This window comes from Ruegeria sp. BJ5, assembly GCF_056537865.1.
The window spans coordinates 84,061-105,529 of record NZ_JBQFSH010000002.1; the positions used below are offsets into that span (position 1 = coordinate 84,061).

A 21,469-nucleotide genomic window follows, 5' to 3' on the forward strand; every position below is an offset into this window, starting at 1 on the left:
TTCATTCGGCAAAACACACGACCACGCCCCTCGCATCTCCTCTCGGAAAAACGAGCTCGGGTTTCCGCCCGCTTTGCGGTTTATAGTCGTCGCAAGCCTCATTCCGCGGCAATCTTTTGGTCACCGCGCGCCTTGGCCAGCGCCGAAAGCTCGGCCATCAACTGCGAGGCACGTGCGATCGGGTTGGTCAGATAGAAATCCTTGATCACGGTCCGGAAATCGGCCTGCCCCAAAGGTCCGGCCTCGATTGCCTGTTCTTCGTTCTCGGGCACTTGGTCGATCCCGGCCAGATGCGGCACTGCTTCGATCAGCTTTTGCCGCAGCTGGGCCAAAGTGTCATAAGGAAGTTTCTCGCCCAACTCTGCCGAAAGCGCCCTTAAGATCGCCCAGTTTTCCTTGGCTTCGCCCGGCGCAAATCCGGCCCGCATCGCCAATTGAGGGCGACCCTCAGTGTTGACGAAGAGACCGTTTTCCTCGGTATAGGCCGCACTTGGCAGGATGACGTCGGCGCGATGTGCACCGCGGTCACCGTGGCTGCCCTGATAGATGACGAACGGACCGGTATCGATATCGACCTCGTCCGCGCCCAGATTGAAGATCACCTCGCCGTCGATTGCAGCCTCAAGGCCACCTTCCGTAACTGCCCCCACATCCATCGCACCGACGCGGGCCGCCGCTGTGTGCAGAACCAGCATCCGACCCGACAGCGCGCGCGCAGCGGCCAAAACGGCCAGACCGTCGGCCTCAGAAACGGCGCCTTGTCCGACGATCACAACGGCTTCGTTGCTTGCCTTGGCCTTGGCCAGTGCATCGCGGTCGGTGCCAAGATGTTCGTAGTCATAAGTCAGATCAACGGCCGGGCCGATCAATTTGACATCGGCGCCCGCCAGCCACGCCTTGCGGATGCGCGCATTCAGCACCGGAGCCTCGTCGCGCGGGTTGGTGCCGATCAGAATGATCTCTTTCGCTGTGTCGATCTCCTCGATCGTCACATTGCCGACATAGCCCGAACGGTTACCGATAGGCAGGCGGGCATTGTCGGTTCGGCATTCGACCTTGCCACCCAGCCCCTCAATCAACTGCTTCAACGCAAAGGCGGCTTCGACAGGAACCAGATCGCCGATCAGACCTGCAACCTTCTTGCCCTTCATCGCCGCTGCGGCGGTGGCCAAAGCCTCGGGCCAGCTGGCGGCGCGCAGGCGACCGTTTTCGCGGATATAAGGCGTGTCCAGACGTTGACGGCGCAAACCGTCCCAGACAAAACGCGTCTTGTCCGAGATCCACTCTTCATTCACGCCATCATGGTTGCGCGGCAGAATGCGCATCACTTCGCGGCCCTTGGTATCGACACGAATGTTCGATCCCAAGGCGTCCATCACGTCGATGGTTTCGGTCTTGGTCAGTTCCCACGGGCGTGCGGTAAAGGCATAAGGCTTGGAAGTCAGCGCCCCCACCGGGCACAGGTCAATGATGTTGCCTTGCAGGTTCGAATCCAGCGTTTGGTTCAGGTAGGAGGTAATTTCCGCATCCTCGCCCCGGCCTGTCTGGCCCATTTGGTCGATACCCGCGATCTCGGTCGTGAAACGCACACAGCGGGTGCAGCTGATGCAGCGGGTCATGGCCGTACCAACCAGCGGACCCAGATCCAGATCATCCACGGCCCGCTTGGCTTCTTTGAACCGGCTGGCCGACATACCGTAGGCCATTGCCTGGTCTTGCAGATCGCATTCACCGCCTTGGTCGCAGATCGGGCAATCCAAGGGGTGGTTGATCAGCAGAAATTCCATGACCCCTTCCCGGGCCTTCTTGACCATGGGCGAGTTGGTCTTGACCACCGGCGGCTGGCCTTCCGGTCCAGGGCGCAGATCGCGCACCTGCATCGCGCACGAAGCGGCCGGCTTGGGCGGCCCGCCCACGACCTCGACCAGGCACATGCGGCAGTTGCCGGCAATCGACAGGCGCTCATGATAGCAGAACCGCGGCACCTCGACCCCGGCCTGCTCGCAGGCCTGAATCAGGGTCATCGCGCCATCGACTTCGATTTCCTTGTCGTCGATTACGATCTTGCGGAGGTCAGACATGGTCTAGTTCGCCCTCAAATACACGCCAATGGCGCTGTTTCGTTCGATTTCCTTGCGCCCCAGGGCACAGAATGTTTCAGCTTTTCCGTAGCTCACGCCGTTCTGCGCGAGATACTTCTCGCCCTTGGCCCGCATCCGCGCTTTTTCAGAGTCCGACTCGACATAGGCCCGGATCTCTCCGTCCGAATAACCCAGGCTGTTGGCCTTGGACCGCAGGCTCCACATCACACCGATTGCCTTCATTCGCCGCCCACTGATCGACGGGCAGTATTCCGAGATCTCATTTGCGATGGCGATGTAGTAAAGCTCGTTGTCGATTTCCTTGACTTCGCGCAAGGGCGGCTTTGCGTCCGCCGAGACGGGCAACGCCGTCGCACAGGCAAATGCGGCAAGTTTCACAAATTTCATGACATATCCTTTCGTCTTGGGTTCCCCAAGACGTCCCGCGGCACGGCTGTTATGCAATAACGGCCGCCCGATCAGCGCAGGATATGCAAAAGCGCAGCTCATGGTCGTTGACAGGCTCCGGCAAATGTCAGGCTGTCGTTTTCGATGCGCAGGTTCTGCGGTTCGGTGTCAGGACCAACCTTCCACGCAATGCGGGAGGAACCGAAATTCTGAATGCAGAACCGGGTGCCCTCGTACCGACCAGCTTCGCGCGCGCCATCCAGCGAGGCTGACACACCTTTGATCGTCACGGTGAAATCCGCAGGCGACCGTTTCTTGTCGACCGGCTTTGCCTTGGCCCGAAACGACTTGCCGTCAAACAGGATCCGGTCGCTTGTTGGAGCCGTCCCGCAGGCCGAAAGCAGCGTCAGCAGAACAAGCACACCGACAGCCGGGCGACGCAGGTTCGCGGTGATATCAACAAGTGTGACGGCCATCAGAACGCAGCCACCAATGCAAGGATCCCAAGCACAAACATGCAGGCCCAAGCCACCACATACAGGACTGAACGAATACCGCTATGCGGTTTGCCAACGCCCTGAATGTGTACGACAAGCATCACCAGTCGCGCGACCAAGGCAATCGCGGCCAGCCAGTTCACCCAGACCGGGCTGGCGCCCAACAGAATGGCTGCCACAGTAACGGTCAGAAACGCGGGCAAAGTCTCGGTCCCGTTCAGATAGGCACGGTTCAGGCGATAAGCCTTGTCGGCATAGTCCTGGTCGGGGGTCGCGCCAGGAGCCAGCCCTTTGCCCTGTTTCGCCAGTGCCGAAAACGGCGATAGGAACAAAACGACCAGTGTGAAAATCACCAAAGACGCAATCGCGTGGGAATACTCTGCATAGGCTTCCATCGTTGTCACTCCGCCGCCAGCGCACCCATACGGCCCGATTTCTGAGCCTTGATGCGGTCTTCGATTTCTTCGCGGAAGTTGCGGATCAGGCCCTGGATCGGCCATGCGGCCGCGTCACCCAGCGCACAGATCGTATGGCCTTCGACCTGCTTGGTCACCTCGAACAGCATGTCGATCTCTTCCGGTTCGGCCTCGCCGCGCACCAGGCGGTCCATCACCCGCATCATCCAGCCCGTACCCTCGCGGCAGGGGGTACACTGGCCGCAGCTTTCGTGCTTGTAGAATTTCGACAGGCGCCAGATGGCCTTGATGATGTCGGTGGACTTGTCCATTACGATCACCGCCGCCGTGCCAAGCCCCGAGCCCAAATCGTTGCGCAGATAGTCGAAATCCATGATCGCGTCGCGCATGTTCTCGCCGCGCACGCAAGGCACGGACGAGCCACCGGGGATCACGGCCAACAGGTTGTCCCACCCGCCGCGGATGCCACCGCAATGGGTCTCGATCAATTCTTCAAAGCTGATCGACATCGCCTCTTCGACCACACAGGGGGTATTGACGTGACCCGAGACGGCAAAAAGCTTGGTGCCCGCGTTGTTCTGGCGGCCGAAACCGGCGAACCAGTCGGCGCCACGCCGCAGGATCGTGGGGACAACCGCGATGGATTCCACGTTGTTCACCGTGGTCGGGCAGCCATACAGACCCGCCCCCGCCGGGAAAGGCGGCTTCATGCGCGGCATGCCCTTCTTGCCTTCCAGGCTTTCGATCAGCGCGGTTTCCTCGCCACAGATATAGGCGCCTGCCCCGTGGTGCAGGAACAGGTCGAAATCCCATCCCGATCCGGCGGCGTTCTTGCCCAGCAGGCCCGCATCATAGGCCTCGTCGATTGCAGCCTGCAGTGCCTCGCGCTCACGAATGTACTCGCCGCGCAGGTAGATGTAGCAGGTGTGCGCATTCATCGCGAAAGACGCAATCAGGCAGCCTTCGATCAGCGTGTGCGGATCGTGGCGCATGATCTCGCGGTCCTTGCAGGTGCCCGGTTCGGATTCGTCGGCGTTGACCACCAGATAGGACGGGCGGCCATCGCTTTCCTTCGGCATAAACGACCATTTCAGGCCGGTCGGGAAGCCCGCACCGCCACGCCCGCGCAGGCCTGAGTCTTTCATCGTCTGGATGATCCAGTCGCGACCCTTTTCCATCAGGCCAGCAGTGCCGTCCCAATGCCCCCGGGCCTGGGCGCCCTTCAAGGTGCGCTCGTGCATCCCGTAGATGTTGGTAAAGATCCGGTCCTGATCCTTCAGCATCGCGTGTTACCTTCAGCTGTCCTGACGCATGCGCCAGAGTTGAAATATGTTGACGCCCGCATAGATGAACGCCGCGATCGCGGCGAAATCGAACAGCAGCGCAAAGCGTCCCGGCAGCTCCAGGGCCGGGCCGATGAACAGGGTCATGGCAAGCCACAACAGCATGGTCACCGCGATGACCACGCCGATATGTCGGCCCTTGCGGGCGATGGCCTGTTCCTTGTCCTTGTCCATCACACTCCGATGCCCGTATCGGGCACCGTCTCTCAGTCTTCGTAGGTGCCGTCTTGCTTGGCACGTTTGGAAAATTCGGTTTCCTCACCAGCAGCCAGCTTGGCCGCCTGCTCGATCCAGCCGTCGCGTTCGATCCGGCCCTTGAACTTCAGCCGGGCATCAACCCAGGCCACATGTTCGGGCGTCCAGGCCGCGATCTGATCGAAGTGGTAGAACCCGAGCTCGTTCAGCGTCTGCTCGAGCTTCGGCCCCACACCTTTCAGCAGCTTGAGGTCGTCGGGCTTGCCGTCGCGCGCACCGCTCAGCGTTTCGGGCTGAGCCTCAGCCGTTTCCGGCTTGGCCGCGGCGCCCTCGGGCGAAGATGGCTCGGCCATGGCGGATTTCTTGGGTGCGGCCTGGCGGGCGGCTGGTTTGCCCTGCTCTGGCACCTTCGGCGGCTTGGGCGCGGCTTTCGCGCCGGCGACCTTGCCATCCTTGCCCAACCAAGGCGTCAAAATCGGAACCTCGGTTCCGTCGATGCGCTTGACGGTATCGCCCAGTTCCGTGGCCAGTTGCACACTGGCATTGTGCTTTGCCTTGCCACCCTCGTAGTCCTTCAGGCTGGTCACCCCGCCCAGAGGCTCGGCCGCATAGCGCCCATTCTGGGGACCCGGCACCGGAACCTTGCCAGCGACCACTTCATCAATGATCCGACCAAAACTCTCGGCGGTCAGGTCCTCGTAATAGTCTTTACCGATCTGTGCCATCGGGGCGTTGGTGCAGGAGCCCAGGCACTCGACCTCTTCCCAGCTCAGCTTGCCGTCCGCCGACAGCTGGTGCGGCTTGGGCGCGATCTTTTCGCGGCAGACCGCGATCAGGTCTTCGGCCCCGCAGATCATGCAGGACGTGGTGCCACAGACCTGAATATGCGCAACGGACCCAACCGGTTGCAGCTGGAACATGAAGTAGAAGGACGCAACTTCGAGCACCCGGATGTACGACATGCCCAGCATGTCAGCGACGGTTTCAATCGCCGGACGGCTCAGCCAGCCCTCCTGCTCTTGTGCGCGCCACAGCAGCGGGATGACCGCGCTGGCCTGACGGCCCTCGGGGTACTTGGTGATCTGCGCCTTGGCCCAATCCATATTGGCGGGAGTGAAGGCAAAGCTATCAGGTTGTTCGGGATGAAGACGGCGGAGCATTAGCGGTCAATCTCTCCAAATACGACGTCCATGGTGCCAATGATGGCGGCGACGTCGGCCAGTTGGTGGCCCTTGGCGACGTGGTCCATGGCTTGCAGGTGCAGGAAACCGGGCGCACGCAGCTTGGCGCGGTACGGCTTGTTGGTGCCGTCGGCGACGAGATAGACGCCGAACTCGCCCTTGGGCGCTTCGACGGCGGCATAGACTTCACCCGCCGGAACGTGGAACCCTTCGGTGTACAGTTTGAAGTGATGGATCAGGCTCTCCATCGAGGTCTTCATGTCCGAGCGTTTCGGCGGCGTGATCTTGCCGCGGGCCAGAATGTCGCCCGGGCAGTCGCGCAGCTTGGCGATGGCCTGACGGATGATCGACACCGACTGGCGCATCTCTTCCATCCGCACCAGGTAGCGGTCATAGCAGTCCCCATTCTTGCCGACGGGGATTTGGAACTCGAACTCGTCGTAGCATTCATAGGGTTGCGCGCGACGCAAGTCCCAGGCGAGGCCCGATCCGCGCACCATCACGCCCGAGAAGCCGTATTGCTGGATATCCTCCTCGGTCACCACGCCGATGTCGCAGTTGCGCTGTTTGAAGATGCGGTTCTCGGTCAGCAGCCCGTCAATGTCGTCCAGAACGGCGGGGAATTCGTGGCTCCAGGTCTCGATGTCATCCAGCAGTTCGGGCGGAAGATCCTGATGTACACCGCCGGGGCGGAAATAGGCCGCGTGCAGGCGCGCACCGCAGGCACGCTCGTAGAACACCATCAGCTTTTCGCGCTCTTCAAAACCCCACAGCGGCGGGGTCAGCGCGCCCACATCCATCGCCTGCGTGGTCACGTTGAGCAGATGGTTCAAAACGCGCCCAATCTCGGAATAGAGGACCCGGATCAACGAGGCCCGGCGCGGAACTTCGACGCCGGTCAGCTTTTCGATGGCAAGGCACCAGGCATGTTCCTGGTTCATCGGCGCCACGTAATCCAGACGGTCGAAATACGGCAGGTTCTGCAGATACGTCCGGCTTTCCATCAGCTTTTCGGTACCGCGGTGCAGCAGGCCGATATGCGGGTCGCAACGTTCGACGATCTCGCCGTCCAGCTCAAGCACAAGACGCAAAACTCCGTGCGCCGCAGGGTGCTGCGGGCCAAAGTTGATGTTGAAGTTGCGGATCTTCTGTTCTCCGCTCAGCGCGTCCGTGCTGCCGTCATCGTATCTTGAGCCGTCCATCAACGCCCTCGTTTCTTTTTCGCTTCGGCCCGAACCCGGACCTTTTCCGCCTCAAGCGCCTTGGCCGCGGCCCCCGCCAGCAGGACCCCCAGCGCACCCAACGCAATCAGTTCCCCCAGCAGCATGACCATCTCAGCGGCGCTCCAGTTCCTGCAGTTTCAAACCGACCCACCACAGCAACGCGATCGTGCCGAATGGGACCAGGCAGAGAAGGCACCAGTATTTGTTGATCCCGAAAAACGGCAAAATCTTCACCATCGGAATGATGGTCAGTGCAGAAAGGATCAGCCACCAGATGCCACCCATTGTCAGGTCTCCTGTTTTTCATCCCCCGGCAGAACATAGTTCGCACCTTCCCACGGGCTCATGAAATCGAACTGGCGATATTCCTGAACCAGCGAGACCGGTTCGTACACGACCCGTTTCTGCGCTTCGTCATAGCGGACTTCGATATACCCGGTGGTCGGAAAATCCTTGCGCAACGGATAGCCGCGAAAGCCATAGTCGGTCAGAATGCGACGCAGGTCCGGGTGGCCCGAGAACAGGATGCCGAACATGTCGAACACTTCACGCTCGAACCAGTTGGCCGAGGGGTGCACATCGACGATCGACGGAACCATGTCTTCCTCGCGCACCGAGATCCGGATCCGGATGCGCTGGTTCTGGTACATCGAAAGAAAGTGGTAAACCACGTCGAACCGTTTGGCGCGTTCGGGGTAGTCAACTCCGGTAATGTCGACCAAGGTAGAAAACTTGCAGTTCTGATCCGTTTTCAGAAACTCGACAAATTCCACCAGGCTCGAGGGCGCAACATCAACCGTCAGCTCGTCATGGGCTACGCTCCATGACAGAACACAGTCCGTGCGCTTCAGCTCGATATGCGTGCCGAGTTCCTTGAGTGCTTCGCTCATCTCGGTCCCTCCTCAGCGGACGATGGTGCCGGTGCGGCGGATCTTGCGCTGCAGCTGCAGCAGACCGTACAGCAGCGCCTCGGCCGTCGGCGGGCAGCCGGGCACATAGATGTCCACCGGAACGATGCGGTCGCAACCACGCACGACGGAATAGGAATAGTGGTAATAGCCACCACCATTGGCGCAGGATCCCATCGAGATCACATAGCGCGGCTCGGGCATCTGGTCATAGACCTTGCGCAGCGCCGGGGCCATCTTGTTGGTCAGCGTACCGGCCACGATCATCACGTCCGACTGGCGCGGGGATGCGCGCGGCGCGATGCCGAAGCGTTCGGCGTCGTAGCGCGGCATCGAGGTGTGCATCATCTCGACCGCGCAGCAGGCCAGACCAAAGGTCATCCAGTGCAGCGAGCCGGTGCGCGCCCAGTTGATGATGTCCTCGGACGAGGTCAGCAGGAACCCTTTGTCCTGCAGCTCGGCGTTCAGGGCCTGAGTGGCGACTTCCTTGTCGACGCCCGCGGTGTTTGCACCCGTCATCACTCCCATTCCAGGGCCCCCTTCTTCCATTCATAGGCAAAGCCGATGGTCAGAACGCCCAGGAACACCATCATCGACCAGAAGCCGACATCGCTGATGTCCTTGAAGCCCACGGCCCAGGGAAACAGGAACGCAATCTCGAGGTCGAAGATGATGAACAGGATCGACACCAGATAGAATCGGACATCGAACTTCATCCGCGCATCGTCGAACGCGTTGAACCCGCACTCATAGGCGCTGACCTTTTCGGGGTCGGGATTGCGGACAGCCAGAACGACGGCGGCCAGAATCAGGACGATTCCAAGGCCCACGGCGACGGCCAGAAACACCAGGATCGGGAGATATTCCCGCAACAGCTCTTCCACGAGTGGCTCCTTTCCTGCGCATCCCGAACGAGACGCGCCGTCAATTGGCGTGTTGACTGGACATTCTCTATCCGCGCGGGGTCAGAGGGTCAACCGAGCACAAGCGCGCATGGCACCGAATATTCGGCTTGCCAACGCCCAGCGCTGCACCAGGCGCAAGCCCTTGGCTTCAAATGGTCGCGGGCGGTCAAACCTTACTATTCCATGAAGGTTTTCGCTTGTCGAAGAAAGCGCTGATTCCCTCATGCGCCTCGTCCGTTTCCCAGCGGTCGACCAGCGCCCGGATCGTGTGGTCGATCACCGCGGCGTCGATGCGCGGCCCGAGGTCCCGAACCAACGCCTTTGCCGAGGCCACGGCGCCCGGCGCACAGGACAGATAAGGCTGCACTTCGGCTTCGATCGCGGCATCCAACTCATCTGCCGGAACGGCCCGCGCCAACAGGCCAAGTTCTACCGCCTCGGCCGCATCAAAAAGACGGGCCGACATGAACACGCGCCGCGCGCGGGCCTCGCCCATGCGGGCGATGACATAGGGCCCGATAGTGGCCGGGATCAGCCCCAGCCGGGTTTCGGTCAGACCCATTTTCAGGCTGTCCACGCCGATGGCCACGTCGCAGACCGACGCCATCCCGACACCCCCGCCAAAGGCGTTGCCCTGAAGCGCGCCGATCAAGGGTTTTGGCAGGGTGTTCAGGGCGTTCAGCATCTCGGCCAGCTTGCGCGCCTCGACAAAGCGGGTCTCGGGGTCGGCGGCCATCTGGGCCTGCATCCAGCCCAGGTCACCCCCGGCGCAGAAGCTCTTGCCCGCGCCGGTCAGAACTACGACACGCACGTCGTTGGTTTCCCCCAGTTGCGCGGCGGCCCGGGTCAGCTCGGCGATCATCTGCGCCGACATCGCGTTGTGTTTTTCCGGCCGGTTCAGCGTCAGCGTGGCAACGCCGCGCAAATCGGTGGAGATCGAGATGGTCTCAAACATGTCAGCCTCTTATCCCGCCCGCATCGCGCGGGCCATTTCCGCCGCTTGGTTCAGCACGGCAACGTCCAGCCCGGTATCATAGCCCAGCCGTTCGAGATGCGCGGCAACGGCTTCGGTGGCCACATTCCCGGCCGCGCCAGGCGCGTAGGGGCAGCCGCCCAATCCGCCCACGGCTGCGTCGAACACCCGGACGCCCAGCGCAAGAGACGCGTCGATATTGTCGATCGCCCGCCCGTTGGTGTCGTGGAAATGCCCGGCCAGACGGGTCGCGGGCACGTATTCACGCACCGCCAGCAGCATTCGTGCGATGCTGTCGGGTGTCCCCTGCCCGATCGTGTCGCCCAGCGAGATCTCGTAACAGCCGTGCGCGAACAGCAGGTCGGCCACCTCGGCCACCTTGGCGGGTGGCGTCGGCCCGTCATAGGGGCAGTCGGTCACGCAAGAGACGTATCCCCGCACCGGCAGGTCGATATGGCGCGCCGCCTCAAGGATCGGGACGAACCGCTCGATGGATTCGGCGATGGTCGCGTTGATGTTGGCCTTGGAAAACCCCTCCGACGCCGAGGCAAACACCGCGATCTCATCCGCCCCGGCGGCCAGCGCGTCCTTATAGCCACGCATGTTCGGGGTCAGCGCGGCGTAGCGCACGCCGGGGGCGCGGGTGATCCCGGCCAGCACCTCGGCGCTGCCGGCCATTTGCGGCACCCATTTGGGCGATACGAAACTGGCCACCTCGATCCGGCTGAACCCCGCCCGGTTGAGACAGTCGACCAGCGCGATCTTCTCGGAAACCGGGATTTCACGCTTTTCGTTCTGCAGCCCGTCGCGCGGCCCCACTTCGAAAATCTCGACACGTTCCGCCATGGCGGTGCCCTCCTGTACAGTCCCGGCCCGCCCCGTTCAGGGCGGGCGTTCAGGGTTTCAGTCGTCTTCCAGCCGGACCAGCGCCGCACCGGCCTCGACCTGCGATCCGGCCTCGGCCAGAACCTCGGCCACGACACCGTCGCGGGCGGCCAGCAGCGAATGCTCCATTTTCATGGCCTCGAGGATGGCCAGCCGGTCGCCTTCCTTCACCGCCTGCCCCGGCGCGGCAAATACCGCCTTGACCAGCCCGGGCATCGGCGCTTCGACCACGTTGGTGTCACCGGCGGCGCTGACATCCCGGTCCAGCGGGTCCAGCATCTCGAAGTTCACGCCATAGGCGTCGAACACGGTGACATCGTGGCCCGCAATCGCAACCGGAGGCATCGGCTGGCCGTCGATGATCCAGCGGCCGTTGACCCGTTCGGCGATCACGCTGGCCCCGCCAACCTGCCAGTCCTGCCGGTCCGGCCCTGCGACCTGGACGTCCAGATCCAGAACCTCGCCGTCGCGCTTCAGCTGAAGCGCCCGGTGCAGCGGGGCCCAGAGGGTAAATCCGGTATCCTGGGCGGGTTTGTCCAGCCCGGTCGCGGCCATCGCCGCCGCAACGGTCATTGCCGGGGTGACGGCGGGTTCGCGCACCAGATCGTCCAGATCGCGGCCGATCAACCCGGTATCGACATCGCCCGCCGCAAACCCGGCGTGCCGGGTCAGTGCGCCCAGGAAAGACAGGTTGGTGACGGTTCCCGCCACCTGCGTCCGGCGCAGCGCGCGGTGCAGTTGTTCCAGCGCCACCGCGCGGGTCCGGCCGTGCACAATCACCTTGGCGATCATCGGGTCATACCATGGGCTGATCGTGTCACCCGCCCGCACGCCGCTGTCGGCGCGGCAGCCGTGCGGAAACTCCAGATGGGTCAGAGTGCCCGTCGCGGGCAGGAACCCTTTGGGCACGTCCTCGGCATAGAGCCGGGCCTCGAAGGCATGACCGTTGATCGACAGCTCTGCCTGCCGCTTGGGCAGGCTTTCCCCGGCTGCAACCCGCAACTGCCATTCGACCAGGTCGATTCCGGTGATGGCCTCGGTCACCGGGTGTTCGACCTGCAGGCGGGTGTTCATCTCCATGAACCAGAAGCGGTCGGGGCGCAGCCCGTCCGAGGCATCGACGATGAACTCCACGGTGCCTGCGCCCTTGTAGCCGATGGCCTCGGCCGCGCGCACGCCCGCCTGGCCCATCGCTTCGCGCATCTCGGGCGTCATTCCGGGCGCCGGTGCTTCCTCGATCACCTTCTGGTGGCGGCGCTGCAGCGAGCAGTCGCGTTCGAACAGATGCACGGCATGGGTGCCGTCACCAAAAACCTGAACCTCGATATGACGGGGCTTGGCCACGAATTTCTCGACCAGAACGGCATCATTGCCAAAAGCAGTCTTGGCCTCACCCCGGGCGCTGTCCAGAGCAGCGGCGAAATCCGCCGGCCTCTCGACCAGCCGCATCCCCTTGCCACCACCGCCGGCCACCGCCTTGATCAGAACCGGATAGCCGATGGTGTCGGCCGCTCCGGCCAGATGCTCAGGGTCCTGGTTGTCGCCGTGATAGCCGGGCACGACCGGGACGCCAGCCTGCTCCATCAGCGCCTTGGCGGCATCCTTCAGGCCCATCTTGCGGATCGCATCCGCCGAGGGGCCGATGAAGGTCAGGCCCGCGGCCTGCACGGCATCCACGAAATCGGGGTTCTCGGACAGAAAACCATACCCTGGGTGGATCGCCTGCGCGCCGGTATCCAGCGCGGCCTGAATGATCACATCCCCCTTAAGATAGCTGTCGGCCGGAGCCGCCCCGCCGATATGTACGGCCTCATCCGCCATCTGCACATGCTTGGCGGCCGCGTCCGCATCCGAGTACACGGCAACGCAGGTCACGCCCATCTTGTGCGCGGTTTCGATGACCCGACAGGCAATCTCGCCCCGGTTGGCGATCAGGATCTTGTCAAACATGGCCGTTACCCTTTCCCTGCCAGATCTTCCACAAGGCGAAACCGCTCGCAGACCAACTCCATCTTTGGGTCGAAGCCGCCGTTTCTTTCGAAATATCTGCGATGATCCTCGCGCCAGCCTTCCAGGCTGTCGTTTTCGCCCTCGGCCAAGGCAAATGCCTCGTCCACATCGCAATAGCGCCGGACCGTCACATCGACCGTTTCGATGACCAGCGCGGGCTGCCCGTCCCAGTCCAAAGCGATGTCGCGGCGGCCAACTTGCGGCATTGCCTCGCCACCCGCCGTAAAGTCACGCAACGCGCCACATGTCGCGGTCTTGCGGCCCGAGCGGACAAGAGCCAGCAATTCGTCGCACAATGCACGGTTGTCGCCGAACTGAAAGGTCTCGGCCCCCGGATATCTTTCTTTCAGGTTTTCCAGCATCAAACCGCCCCTTCTACATCCGAAACACGCCAAAGCGCGTGTCCTCGATGGGCGCGTTCAACGCGGCGCTCAGCGACAGGGCCAGCACGTCACGGCTTTTGCGCGGGTCGATGATGCCGTCATCCCACAGCCGGGCAGAGGCATAAAGCGGGTGCGACTGCTCCTCGAACATCTCGAGCGTTGGGCGTTTGAATTCGGCCTCTTCTTCGGCCGACCATGTGCCGCCCTGCCGTTCGATCCCGTCGCGCTTGACCGTTGCCAGAACACCGGCGGCCTGCTCGCCGCCCATGACCGAGATACGGCTGTTTGGCCACGTCCACAGGAAGCGGGGCTGATAGGCGCGCCCGGCCATGCCATAGTTCCCGGCCCCGAACGAGCCGCCCACCAGCATTGTGATCTTGGGCACGCTTGTGGTGGCCACGGCGGTCACCATCTTGGCGCCATGGCGCGCGATGCCTTCGTTCTCGTACTTGCGGCCCACCATGAAGCCGGTGATGTTCTGCAGGAAGACCAGCGGGATCTTGCGCTGGCTGCACAGTTCGACGAAATGCGCGCCCTTCTGCGCGGCCTCGGAGAACAGCACGCCATTGTTGGCGATGATGCCGATGGGGCAACCTTTGACATGAGCAAAGCCTGTCACCAACGTTTCACCGAACCGAGGCTTGAACTCGTCAAAGCGCGAGCCATCGACCAGACGTGCGATCACCTCGCGAATGTCATACGGGGTGCGCAGATCGGCCGGGACGACGCCCAGGATTTCCTCGGGGTCATAGGCCGGGTTTTCGGGGCTGACCCAATCCACCGTCTGCGGCTTGTTCCGGTTCAACGAGCCAACGGCCCGGCGGGCCAGAGCCAGCGCGTGGGCGTCATCCTCGGCCAGATAGTCCGCGACGCCGGACAGGCGGGTGTGCACGTCGCCGCCGCCCAGGTCTTCTGCACTGACAACCTCGCCCGTTGCCGCCTTGACCAGCGGCGGACCGGCCAGAAAGATCGTGCCCTGTTCCTTGACGATGATCGTCACGTCGGACATGGCCGGCACATAGGCGCCGCCAGCGGTGCACGAGCCCATGACCACGGCGATCTGCGGAATGCCCTTGGCGCTCATCCGGGCCTGGTTGTAGAAGATGCGGCCGAAATGGTCGCGGTCGGGAAAGACCTCATCCTGGTTGGGCAGGTTCGCGCCGCCGCTGTCGACCAGATAGATGCAGGGCAGATGGTTTTCCTCGGCGATCTCTTGCGCGCGCAGGTGCTTTTTGACCGTCATCGGATAGTAGGTGCCGCCCTTCACGGTGGCGTCGTTGCAGACCACCATGACCTCTTGCCCCTGCACCCGGCCGATCCCTGCGATGACACCGGCACAGGGGGCCGCACCACTATACATGCCATGCGCCGCCGTCGCGCCGATTTCGAGGAACGGAGACCCCGGATCCAGCAGGTTGGCCACCCGCCGGCGCGGCAGCATCTTGCCCCGCGACACATGGCGGTCGCGCGATTTCTCGCCCCCGCCCATACGCGCGGCCTCGGCGGCGTCCGAGATCTGCGCCAGCGCCTCAAGGTGCGCGGCACGGTTTTGCTTGAAGCCATCGGACGAGGGCAAAGCGGAAGATCGCAGCTTCATCTGGTATACTCTCTCAGAAATTCGCGAACGGGGTTTTCGCTGACGCCAAAGCTCTGCATGATGCGCGCATAGCCCTGCGACACGTTGCTGGAACAGACGGTGTCCAGCTTCTTGATTTCCGGCTCTTCGAGGAAATCCTCAAGGTCCCACATCGGAACCATGAAATAGTATTCGAACGGCTGCATCTCGGCCGCCATTTCCATCGCCTCGACGGCCTGGTCCTGTTCACCCCGGCACAGATAGGCCAGCGACAGGTTACGATAGGCGCTCCCGAGGCTCTCATAGTCGTCGTCTGCCTCGTATTGGCTGACCGCAAGCTTGAGCCGCCCCACGACCTGACGGTCGAAATACCCGTCATCCGCCTGTGCCTCGGGCAGGAACATTGCGACATAGGCCAGCTTCTCGTCGTGCCAGCCGTCGGTCTGCATCTCGTTGCTGAAGACGCTGTGCAGCATCCGGATTTCCGGTTCGAATTTCAGGGTGCCGTCGGAATCGGCCACCGCATCCAGATAGTTGTCGTAGAACGCGATCCTGCGTTTGTCTTCAGCGTCCAGCCTCGCGACCCGATCGGCGATCTTGCGCAATTCCGAGATGGCCTCATCCGGGTAGCCGTATAAAACCAGAAGGTCGGCCAATTGCAGTTTTTCGATGACGGCGATCTTTTCTTCGACAGCCTTGTCGATCGTGTCGTGCATCCACGTTTCGAAATAGGTCTTTCCGGCCCACACAGCCCCGATGACCGCGATGACGGTCGCGCTGAACTCGATTCCGGTCCGGACGCTGGATTTATCTGCCATGGCATATCTCCTCGGACGCGCGACGTTTCAATTCCTTGCGAATGACTTTTCCCGTCACGGTCAAAGGCAAGTCTTGCACAAAAGCCACCTCACGCGGGTAGGAATAATGCGCCAGACGGTCCTTGACCCAATCCTGCAACTCGGCCTCCGAGGCCTCAGACCCCGGTTTCAGCACCACATAGGCCTTCACGATCTCGGTCCGCAGCGGATCGGGTTTGCCGACCACGCCCACGGTGGCCACCGCCGGATGGGTCAGCAGGCAATCCTCGATCTCGGCCGGGCCGATGCGGTATCCGGCCGAGGTGATCACGTCATCCTCGCGGCCGACAAAGCGCAGATAGTCGCCCTCCCACAAGCCGCGGTCACCGGTGATCAGCCAATCGCCGCGAAACTTCTCGGCCGTGGCCTGCGGGTTGTTCCAGTATTCCAGCAGCATCGAGGCCGAGCCGCGCCGGATGGCCACGTCGCCCTCGGCGTCGGTCGGGTTGCCTGTGGCGTCGATCACCGCGACCTCGTGGCCCGGCACTGGCTTGCCGATGCAACCGGGGCGCGCGGGGAAATCCTCGGCACAAGACGAGACAACCATATTGCATTCGGTCTGGCCGTAGAATTCGTTGATCGTCAGGCCAAAGGCCCGCTCTCCCCACGCCAGCATTTCCGCGCCCAGCGGCTCGCCGCCCGAGGCCACGGACCGCAGACCGGGGATCGTCATGTCCGCGGCCTTCAGCATCCGCAGCGCCGTGGGGGGAAAGAACACGTTGCGCACGCCGCCGCGAGCGATCAAATCCGCGCAGGCCTCGGGAGTGAACTTGTCGAGCCGCGCGGCAACGACCGGGATGCCCAGCGCCAGCCCAGGCATCAGCACGTCGAACAACCCGCCGATCCAGGCCCAGTCGGCCGGCGTCCACAGGCAGTCGCCCGCGCGCAGATGGTTGTGGCTGATCGAAACGCCCGGCAGATGCCCGGTCAGCACCCGGTGCCCATGCAGCGCGCCTTTGGGTTTGCCCGTCGTGCCCGAGGTATAGATCAGCACCGCCGGATCCTCGGGGCCGGTGTCAGCAAAATCCACGGCGGGCCCGTCCGCCCCCAGCTCGGACACGATCAGCGGCTGCGCCAAATTGCCCAACATATCGGCGCCCTCGCCGTCGGTCAGCACATACCCGGCCCCCGCATCGCCGATGCGCGAGGCCAGGGCATCGCGCTTGAACAGCTTGAACAACGGCACCGAGATTGCCCCGATCTTCCAGATGGCCAGATGCGCCGCCGCGCACCACGGCGACTGGCTGAGCAGCACGCCGACCCGGTCGCCGGGTTGCACGCGGCCCAGCAACCCGCGCGCCAGCCGGTCGGTCATTAGGTCAAGTTCACCATAAGTGATCTCGGTCGTAGCCGCGGAAGACAGATCGAGTATCGCCACCTGCTCAGCGGGCCGCGAGAGACACTGGTGCGCCATGTTCAGCCTGGGCGGTATGTCCCAGCTGCCACCAGACCGCAAACCCGGTATGAGCTCAGCGGGACACATGGCGTTTTTCCCTTATATTTATACAGGTTGCTGCGCCAAGTTGAATATCGAACATCGTCGAAACTTGATGCAGATCAGAGTGGGCGCCCCATCCTGCGGGCATGGTCGGCTTGCACACAAAACCAAAGGCAAGAACATGACCAGCAAACTCGCCATCCTCACCCTTTCCACCGCGTTGGCCGCTGTTTCGGCCCCCGCATTCGCCCAGTCTCAGGGGGACTGGACCGTTGGTGTCGGTATCGGCTACCTCGACCCGAAATCCGACAACGGGTCCCTCGCCGGCTTCAGCGCCGACGTCGACTCGGACACCCGCCCGATCTTCACCGCCGAGTATTTCATCCGCGATAATCTGGGCATCGAACTTTTGGCCGCAACGCCGTTCAGCCATGACATCACGTTGGGCGGAAGCGTCGACGCAGGCAGCGTCAAGCACCTGCCGCCCACACTGTCGCTGAACTACCACTTTGCAACCAACAGCTCTTGGAAACCCTATGTCGGCGCCGGTTTGAACTACACCGTGTTCTTTGACGAGGAATCGCCGCTGGGCGATCTGAAGGTCGACGACTCGTTCGGCGTGTCGCTGCAGGCCGGTCTGGACTACATGGTCACGGACAAGGGCGCGGTTCGCCTGAACGTCCGCTGGTTCGACATCGACTCGGACGTCACCCTCAACGGAGCAGACATCGGCAAGGCCGAGATCGATCCGTGGCTGGTTGGCGTGTCCTACGTCCATCGCTTCTGATCCCTTGATCGGAAACGCCTCGCCGTGACCTCGTCGGCGAGGCGTTTTTCTTCAAAGCATTTTGTTCATCAATTCGCGGCCGATCAGCATTCGGCGGATCTCGCTGGTGCCCGCTCCGATCTCCATCAGCTTGGCGTCGCGGAAGATCCGGCTGACCGGCGCATCCGCCAGGAACCCGGCCCCGCCCATGGCCTGAACGGCCTGATGCGCCTGCACCATCGCCTGCTCGGAGGCGTAAAGGCAGCACGCCGCCGCATCCTGCCGGGTTACATCGCCCCGATCACAGGCCTTGGCAACCTCGTAGACATAGGCACGGGCCGAGTTCATCGCCGTGTACATGTCGGCGATCTTGCCTTGCATCAGCTGGAAGGTTCCGATCGGTTTGCCGAACTGCTTGCGCTCGGCCAGATAGGGCATGATCTCGTCCAGGCAGGCAGCCATGATGCCGGTGCCGATCCCGGCCAGCACCACACGCTCATAGTCGAGGCCCGACATCAGCACCGCAACGCCCTTGCCCTCTTCGCCCAGCACGTTCTCGAACGGCACCTCGACATCTTCAAACACCAGCTCGGCCGTGTTCGAACCGCGCATGCCCAGCTTGTCGAAATGGGGCGAGGTCGAGAATCCCTTCATGTCCTTCTCGATCAGGAAGGCGGTGATGCCCTTGGAGCCAGCCTCCGGGTCGGTCTTGGCATAGACAACCAGCGTATCGGCATCCGGACCGTTGGTGATCCAGTATTTGTTGCCGTTCAGGCGGTAGTGGTCATTGCGCTTTTCGGCGCGCAGCTTCATCGACACAACATCAGACCCCGCCCCGGGTTCCGACATTGCCAGGGCACCTACGTGTTCGCCTGAAATCAGGCGCGGCAAATATTTCTGCTTCTGCTCTTCAGTGCCGTTCAGCTTGATCTGGTTGACGCAGAGGTTGGAATGCGCCCCGTAGGACAGCGCCACCGATGCCGAAGCGCGTGCGATTTCTTCAACCGCGATCGTATGCGCCAGATAGGTCATTTCGGCGCCTCCATACTGTTCGGGAACGGTTACGCCCAGCAGACCGAGTTCACCCATTTCCTTCCACAGCTCGTTAGGAAACGCGTTCGTCTTGTCGATCTCGGCCGCCATCGGCTTGACCCGCTCCTGCGCCCAGCGGTGCACCATCTCGCGCAGCGCGTTCACATCTTCACCCAGATCGAATTGCATTGTCGCCGTGAACATCCGCGCTCTCCTCTTTCGCGTTAATGAACAGGTGTTCAATAAACTGATACAGACCTTTCCCCGCGCGGTCAATCATCGCGTGACCCAAATGAAAAAGCCGCCCCTTGAGCGGCTTTTGCAGGGTTCGAGCATGCGCCGCATGGCGCACTCGATTGATTTACTGTTGGAAAACAGCGCCGACCTCGGCGCGGATGATGTCGGAAATCAGACGGCAATCGTCCAGCGAGAAGGTCAGCGGAACGCGCATGTCGATGATCCCGCGCAGAATCCGGTCGGTCTCGGGCATCCGCTCCGACTCGGCATAGCGCCAACTGTCATAGCGCGAGGTGAACCCGGTCGGCTCGGCCCCACCGAACCATTTCAGCTCGACCCCGCGATCTGCGCAGCGCCGCAAAACCTCGGCGATTTGCTCAGGCGCCCAATCCAGCAGCAGGAACTGGATCGACGAGCCGACATAGCTCTCCTCGGCGGGCCGCTCGACGATGGTCAGGCCGGGCGTGCCGCGCAGGCCCGACTCGATCTCGGCATAACGTTCGTTCCAGCGCCACACCTGCCGATCCAGATCGCGCAATTGGGGCCGCAGGATCGCCGCGCGCAGATTATCCATCCGCCCCGACACGTTCGGCGTGGTGTACTTGATCCGCTCGAACACCTCGGGACCCGGCGCCGCAAGGTGGCGTTCATACAGCATGTACGAGCCCGAAAGCATTGTGGCCTTGGCCGCCAGGATCTCGTCATCTGTAACCAGCAGACCACCCTCGCCCGAGTTCACATGTTTGTAGGTCTGGCAGGAATAGCAGCCGATCGCCCCCTGACGGCCGGACAGTTGCCCGCGCCAGGCGGCGCCCATCGTGTGGGCGCAGTCCTCGATCACCGTCACTCCGGCGGCGTCGCACATCTGCATCAACCGGTCCATGTCACACAGATGCCCGCGCATGTGGCTGAGCATCAGAACCTTGGCGCGGTCCAGCTTGGCTTCCAGATCGTCCAGATCGATGGTCAGCCCCTCGGTCACGCCCACGAAAACCGGGCGCGCATTGACCGAGGCGATCGCCCCCGGCACCGGGGCCAGCGTGAAAGCGTTGGTCAGAACCGCATCCCCCGGCTGGACCCCCACGGCACGCAGGGCCGTGGCCAACGCATAGCCGCCCGAGGACACGGCCAGACAGTATTTCGCGCCCATCTGCGCGGCAAATTCCTGTTCCAACAGGGCGGTTTCGCTCAACTCTCCGGGGGCCACGTTGTAGCGGTGCAACCGCCCGTGACGCAGAACAGCCAGCGCAGCCTCGATCGCCTCGTCGGGGATCGGCTCTTGCTGGGTGAAACTGCCAGAAAATCGCTCGGTCATGGCGTCGTTTGTGGGGCCAGTCGCAGCGCGGGTCAAGAGATCAGACCGCCGCGCCCACAAGCTCGGCAACGATTGCGGGCAGATCGTCGAAACGGTGCAGCAGCGCCTCGGGCTGCAGCGCGGCCATGTCATCGCCGGACGGGCCGAAGGTCACAAGGATCGAAGGCACCCCGGCGGCGCGGGCCGTGTTCCGGTCGGTATCCGAGTCGCCCACCAGAATGCAGTGGTCGGGATGCCCACCGGCCCGGCGCGCCGCTTCGCGCAGCGGCGCGGGGTCGGGCTTGCGCACCGGCAGCGTATCCGCCCCCACCAGCGAGCCGAACAGTGCCCGCGCGCCCAGACGCGTCATCAGCAGCTCGGCCAGCGTCTCGGGTTTGTTGGTGCAGATGCCGACACCGTACCCGGCGGCTTTCAGCGCTTCGACCGCCTGCAGCGCTCCGGGATAGAAGGTGGTGTGGGTGTCAATCGCCTGCGCATAAGCGTCCAGAAGGACCGGGTAATAGGCATTCACGGTCTCTTCGTCGTAGGCGCCCACGCGTTTCAACCCGTGGGTCAACATCATCCGTCCCCCACGCAAAGCCACCGCCGCATCCTGCCCGTGCACCAGCACATCGCCATGCCCCATCTGCCGGAAACAGTGGTTCGCCGCCGCCAGCAGATCGCCCGACGTATCGGCCAAAGTCCCGTCCAGATCGAAGATGACCGTGCGCATTCTGTCTCCTTGCTCGGCAGTTTTCCGCCATGTCGTGTTGCAAACGGCAATCTTGTTTGATGGCCGAACGGCTTGCGCCCCTGCCCCCAGCGGATAAAACGGACCGCGACAAAACAAAAGAGAAAACG

Annotated in this window: 24 protein-coding genes; 1 reads left to right on the forward strand and 23 read right to left on the reverse strand. The window is 62.7% G+C overall.

Translation table 11 applies throughout. From position 1 onward, the window contains the following. Positions 1–98: 98 nt before the first annotated feature. The 20 genes from nuoG to ACR0NY_RS07995 form a co-directional block, all read right to left on the reverse strand. The gene (nuoG, locus tag ACR0NY_RS07900) at positions 99–2,081 is read right to left on the reverse strand and encodes an NADH-quinone oxidoreductase subunit NuoG (protein WP_170340400.1); all 1,983 of its coding nucleotides are present in this window, start codon (positions 2,079–2,081) and stop codon (positions 99–101) included. Between the two features lie 3 nt (positions 2,082–2,084). Next, entirely contained in the window at positions 2,085–2,489 is a 405-nt protein-coding gene (locus tag ACR0NY_RS07905) for a DUF5333 domain-containing protein (RefSeq protein ID WP_093964912.1), read from the reverse strand. Between the two features lie 98 nt (positions 2,490–2,587). After that, positions 2,588–2,965 (reverse strand): hypothetical protein, encoded by a 378-nt coding sequence (locus ACR0NY_RS07910; protein ID WP_170340398.1) that lies wholly within the window; start codon positions 2,963–2,965, stop codon positions 2,588–2,590. Beyond that, positions 2,965–3,381 carry an MAPEG family protein gene (locus ACR0NY_RS07915; protein ID WP_170340397.1) on the reverse strand — a complete coding sequence of 139 codons (417 nt, stop codon included), beginning with the start codon at positions 3,379–3,381 and terminating at the stop codon, positions 2,965–2,967. The genes ACR0NY_RS07910 and ACR0NY_RS07915 overlap by 1 nt, the downstream gene beginning before the upstream one ends. Before the next feature lie 5 nt (positions 3,382–3,386). Further along, a complete protein-coding gene (nuoF, locus tag ACR0NY_RS07920) occupies positions 3,387–4,685 on the reverse strand; it encodes an NADH-quinone oxidoreductase subunit NuoF (protein WP_170368177.1) in 1,299 nt (432 codons plus the stop codon). A gap of 12 nt (positions 4,686–4,697) precedes the next feature. Then, complete coding sequence (locus tag ACR0NY_RS07925; RefSeq protein ID WP_093964908.1) at positions 4,698–4,919, reverse strand: DUF5337 domain-containing protein; 222 nt, start codon at positions 4,917–4,919, stop codon at positions 4,698–4,700. Between the two features lie 32 nt (positions 4,920–4,951). Further along, on the reverse strand, positions 4,952–6,100 hold the full coding sequence (locus tag ACR0NY_RS07930; protein ID WP_170368176.1) for an NADH-quinone oxidoreductase subunit E: 1,149 nt from the start codon (positions 6,098–6,100) through the stop codon (positions 4,952–4,954). Beyond that, positions 6,100–7,323 carry an NADH-quinone oxidoreductase subunit D gene (locus ACR0NY_RS07935; protein WP_170340391.1) on the reverse strand — a complete coding sequence of 408 codons (1,224 nt, stop codon included), beginning with the start codon at positions 7,321–7,323 and terminating at the stop codon, positions 6,100–6,102. The genes ACR0NY_RS07930 and ACR0NY_RS07935 overlap by 1 nt, the downstream gene beginning before the upstream one ends. Further along, entirely contained in the window at positions 7,323–7,448 is a 126-nt protein-coding gene (locus tag ACR0NY_RS07940; protein WP_261391884.1) for a hypothetical protein, read from the reverse strand. Before ACR0NY_RS07940 ends, ACR0NY_RS07935 begins: the two co-directional genes overlap by 1 nt. 7 nt (positions 7,449–7,455) lie before the next feature. Further along, complete coding sequence (locus tag ACR0NY_RS07945; protein WP_010442775.1) at positions 7,456–7,629, reverse strand: hypothetical protein; 174 nt, start codon at positions 7,627–7,629, stop codon at positions 7,456–7,458. A gap of 2 nt (positions 7,630–7,631) precedes the next feature. After that, positions 7,632–8,234 (reverse strand): NADH-quinone oxidoreductase subunit C, encoded by a 603-nt coding sequence (locus ACR0NY_RS07950; RefSeq protein WP_170340389.1) that lies wholly within the window; start codon positions 8,232–8,234, stop codon positions 7,632–7,634. 12 nt (positions 8,235–8,246) lie between these two features. Beyond that, positions 8,247–8,780, reverse strand: a complete 534-nt coding sequence (locus tag ACR0NY_RS07955) for a NuoB/complex I 20 kDa subunit family protein (RefSeq protein WP_093964904.1) — start codon at positions 8,778–8,780, stop codon at positions 8,247–8,249. After that, positions 8,771–9,136 carry an NADH-quinone oxidoreductase subunit A gene (locus ACR0NY_RS07960; RefSeq protein WP_093964903.1) on the reverse strand — a complete coding sequence of 122 codons (366 nt, stop codon included), beginning with the start codon at positions 9,134–9,136 and terminating at the stop codon, positions 8,771–8,773. Before ACR0NY_RS07960 ends, ACR0NY_RS07955 begins: the two co-directional genes overlap by 10 nt. 187 nt (positions 9,137–9,323) lie before the next feature. Then, a complete protein-coding gene (locus ACR0NY_RS07965) occupies positions 9,324–10,112 on the reverse strand; it encodes a crotonase/enoyl-CoA hydratase family protein (RefSeq protein ID WP_170368175.1) in 789 nt (262 codons plus the stop codon). Positions 10,113–10,121: 9 nt separating this feature from the next. Beyond that, positions 10,122–10,976: a hydroxymethylglutaryl-CoA lyase gene (locus tag ACR0NY_RS07970; protein WP_170368174.1), complete on the reverse strand. Its 855-nt coding sequence runs from the start codon at positions 10,974–10,976 to the stop codon at positions 10,122–10,124. Positions 10,977–11,033: 57 nt separating this feature from the next. After that, on the reverse strand, positions 11,034–12,965 hold the full coding sequence (locus tag ACR0NY_RS07975) for an acetyl/propionyl/methylcrotonyl-CoA carboxylase subunit alpha (protein ID WP_170368173.1): 1,932 nt from the start codon (positions 12,963–12,965) through the stop codon (positions 11,034–11,036). 5 nt (positions 12,966–12,970) lie between these two features. Continuing rightward, entirely contained in the window at positions 12,971–13,387 is a 417-nt protein-coding gene (locus ACR0NY_RS07980; RefSeq protein ID WP_170368172.1) for an ASCH domain-containing protein, read from the reverse strand. A 13-nt stretch (positions 13,388–13,400) separates the two neighbouring features. Further along, positions 13,401–15,005 (reverse strand): carboxyl transferase domain-containing protein, encoded by a 1,605-nt coding sequence (locus tag ACR0NY_RS07985; protein ID WP_170368171.1) that lies wholly within the window; start codon positions 15,003–15,005, stop codon positions 13,401–13,403. Continuing rightward, a complete protein-coding gene (locus ACR0NY_RS07990) occupies positions 15,002–15,802 on the reverse strand; it encodes a hypothetical protein (RefSeq protein WP_170340378.1) in 801 nt (266 codons plus the stop codon). Before ACR0NY_RS07990 ends, ACR0NY_RS07985 begins: the two co-directional genes overlap by 4 nt. Next, the gene (locus ACR0NY_RS07995) at positions 15,792–17,324 is read right to left on the reverse strand and encodes an AMP-binding protein (protein WP_170340376.1); all 1,533 of its coding nucleotides are present in this window, start codon (positions 17,322–17,324) and stop codon (positions 15,792–15,794) included. The genes ACR0NY_RS07990 and ACR0NY_RS07995 overlap by 11 nt, the downstream gene beginning before the upstream one ends. 136 nt (positions 17,325–17,460) lie before the next feature. Between ACR0NY_RS07995 and ACR0NY_RS08000 the strand changes: the two genes are divergently transcribed. After that, positions 17,461–18,066: an OmpW/AlkL family protein gene (locus tag ACR0NY_RS08000; protein WP_170368170.1), complete on the forward strand. Its 606-nt coding sequence runs from the start codon at positions 17,461–17,463 to the stop codon at positions 18,064–18,066. 51 nt (positions 18,067–18,117) lie between these two features. On the opposite strand, the gene ACR0NY_RS08005 is transcribed toward ACR0NY_RS08000, so the two are convergent. The 3 genes from ACR0NY_RS08005 to ACR0NY_RS08015 all read right to left on the reverse strand — a co-directional run bounded on the left by ACR0NY_RS08005 (position 18,118) and on the right by ACR0NY_RS08015 (position 21,341). Continuing rightward, on the reverse strand, positions 18,118–19,281 hold the full coding sequence (locus ACR0NY_RS08005) for an isovaleryl-CoA dehydrogenase (RefSeq protein WP_093964895.1): 1,164 nt from the start codon (positions 19,279–19,281) through the stop codon (positions 18,118–18,120). Positions 19,282–19,438: 157 nt separating this feature from the next. Beyond that, a complete protein-coding gene (locus ACR0NY_RS08010; RefSeq protein WP_170368169.1) occupies positions 19,439–20,629 on the reverse strand; it encodes a DegT/DnrJ/EryC1/StrS family aminotransferase in 1,191 nt (396 codons plus the stop codon). A 40-nt stretch (positions 20,630–20,669) separates the two neighbouring features. After that, positions 20,670–21,341 (reverse strand): HAD-IA family hydrolase, encoded by a 672-nt coding sequence (locus tag ACR0NY_RS08015; protein WP_170340370.1) that lies wholly within the window; start codon positions 21,339–21,341, stop codon positions 20,670–20,672. Positions 21,342–21,469: the final 128 nt, after the last annotated feature.

Coding starts and splice junctions, on each gene's coding strand:
- nuoG (WP_170340400.1), bottom strand. CDS start 2,081: ATGTCTGACCTCCGCAAGATCGTAATCGACGACAAGGAAATCGAAGTC.
- ACR0NY_RS07905 (WP_093964912.1), bottom strand. CDS start 2,489: ATGAAATTTGTGAAACTTGCCGCATTTGCCTGTGCGACGGCGTTGCCC.
- ACR0NY_RS07910 (WP_170340398.1), bottom strand. CDS start 2,965: ATGGCCGTCACACTTGTTGATATCACCGCGAACCTGCGTCGCCCGGCT.
- ACR0NY_RS07915 (WP_170340397.1), bottom strand. CDS start 3,381: ATGGAAGCCTATGCAGAGTATTCCCACGCGATTGCGTCTTTGGTGATT.
- nuoF (WP_170368177.1), bottom strand. CDS start 4,685: ATGCTGAAGGATCAGGACCGGATCTTTACCAACATCTACGGGATGCAC.
- ACR0NY_RS07925 (WP_093964908.1), bottom strand. CDS start 4,919: ATGGACAAGGACAAGGAACAGGCCATCGCCCGCAAGGGCCGACATATC.
- ACR0NY_RS07930 (WP_170368176.1), bottom strand. CDS start 6,100: ATGCTCCGCCGTCTTCATCCCGAACAACCTGATAGCTTTGCCTTCACT.
- ACR0NY_RS07935 (WP_170340391.1), bottom strand. CDS start 7,323: ATGGACGGCTCAAGATACGATGACGGCAGCACGGACGCGCTGAGCGGA.
- ACR0NY_RS07940 (WP_261391884.1), bottom strand. CDS start 7,448: ATGCTGCTGGGGGAACTGATTGCGTTGGGTGCGCTGGGGGTCCTGCTG.
- ACR0NY_RS07945 (WP_010442775.1), bottom strand. CDS start 7,629: ATGGGTGGCATCTGGTGGCTGATCCTTTCTGCACTGACCATCATTCCG.
- ACR0NY_RS07950 (WP_170340389.1), bottom strand. CDS start 8,234: ATGAGCGAAGCACTCAAGGAACTCGGCACGCATATCGAGCTGAAGCGC.
- ACR0NY_RS07955 (WP_093964904.1), bottom strand. CDS start 8,780: ATGGGAGTGATGACGGGTGCAAACACCGCGGGCGTCGACAAGGAAGTC.
- ACR0NY_RS07965 (WP_170368175.1), bottom strand. CDS start 10,112: ATGTTTGAGACCATCTCGATCTCCACCGATTTGCGCGGCGTTGCCACG.
- ACR0NY_RS07970 (WP_170368174.1), bottom strand. CDS start 10,976: ATGGCGGAACGTGTCGAGATTTTCGAAGTGGGGCCGCGCGACGGGCTG.
- ACR0NY_RS07975 (WP_170368173.1), bottom strand. CDS start 12,965: ATGTTTGACAAGATCCTGATCGCCAACCGGGGCGAGATTGCCTGTCGG.
- ACR0NY_RS07980 (WP_170368172.1), bottom strand. CDS start 13,387: ATGCTGGAAAACCTGAAAGAAAGATATCCGGGGGCCGAGACCTTTCAG.
- ACR0NY_RS07985 (WP_170368171.1), bottom strand. CDS start 15,005: ATGAAGCTGCGATCTTCCGCTTTGCCCTCGTCCGATGGCTTCAAGCAA.
- ACR0NY_RS07990 (WP_170340378.1), bottom strand. CDS start 15,802: ATGGCAGATAAATCCAGCGTCCGGACCGGAATCGAGTTCAGCGCGACC.
- ACR0NY_RS07995 (WP_170340376.1), bottom strand. CDS start 17,324: ATGTGTCCCGCTGAGCTCATACCGGGTTTGCGGTCTGGTGGCAGCTGG.
- ACR0NY_RS08000 (WP_170368170.1), top strand. CDS start 17,461: ATGACCAGCAAACTCGCCATCCTCACCCTTTCCACCGCGTTGGCCGCT.
- ACR0NY_RS08005 (WP_093964895.1), bottom strand. CDS start 19,281: ATGTTCACGGCGACAATGCAATTCGATCTGGGTGAAGATGTGAACGCG.
- ACR0NY_RS08010 (WP_170368169.1), bottom strand. CDS start 20,629: ATGACCGAGCGATTTTCTGGCAGTTTCACCCAGCAAGAGCCGATCCCC.
- ACR0NY_RS08015 (WP_170340370.1), bottom strand. CDS start 21,341: ATGCGCACGGTCATCTTCGATCTGGACGGGACTTTGGCCGATACGTCG.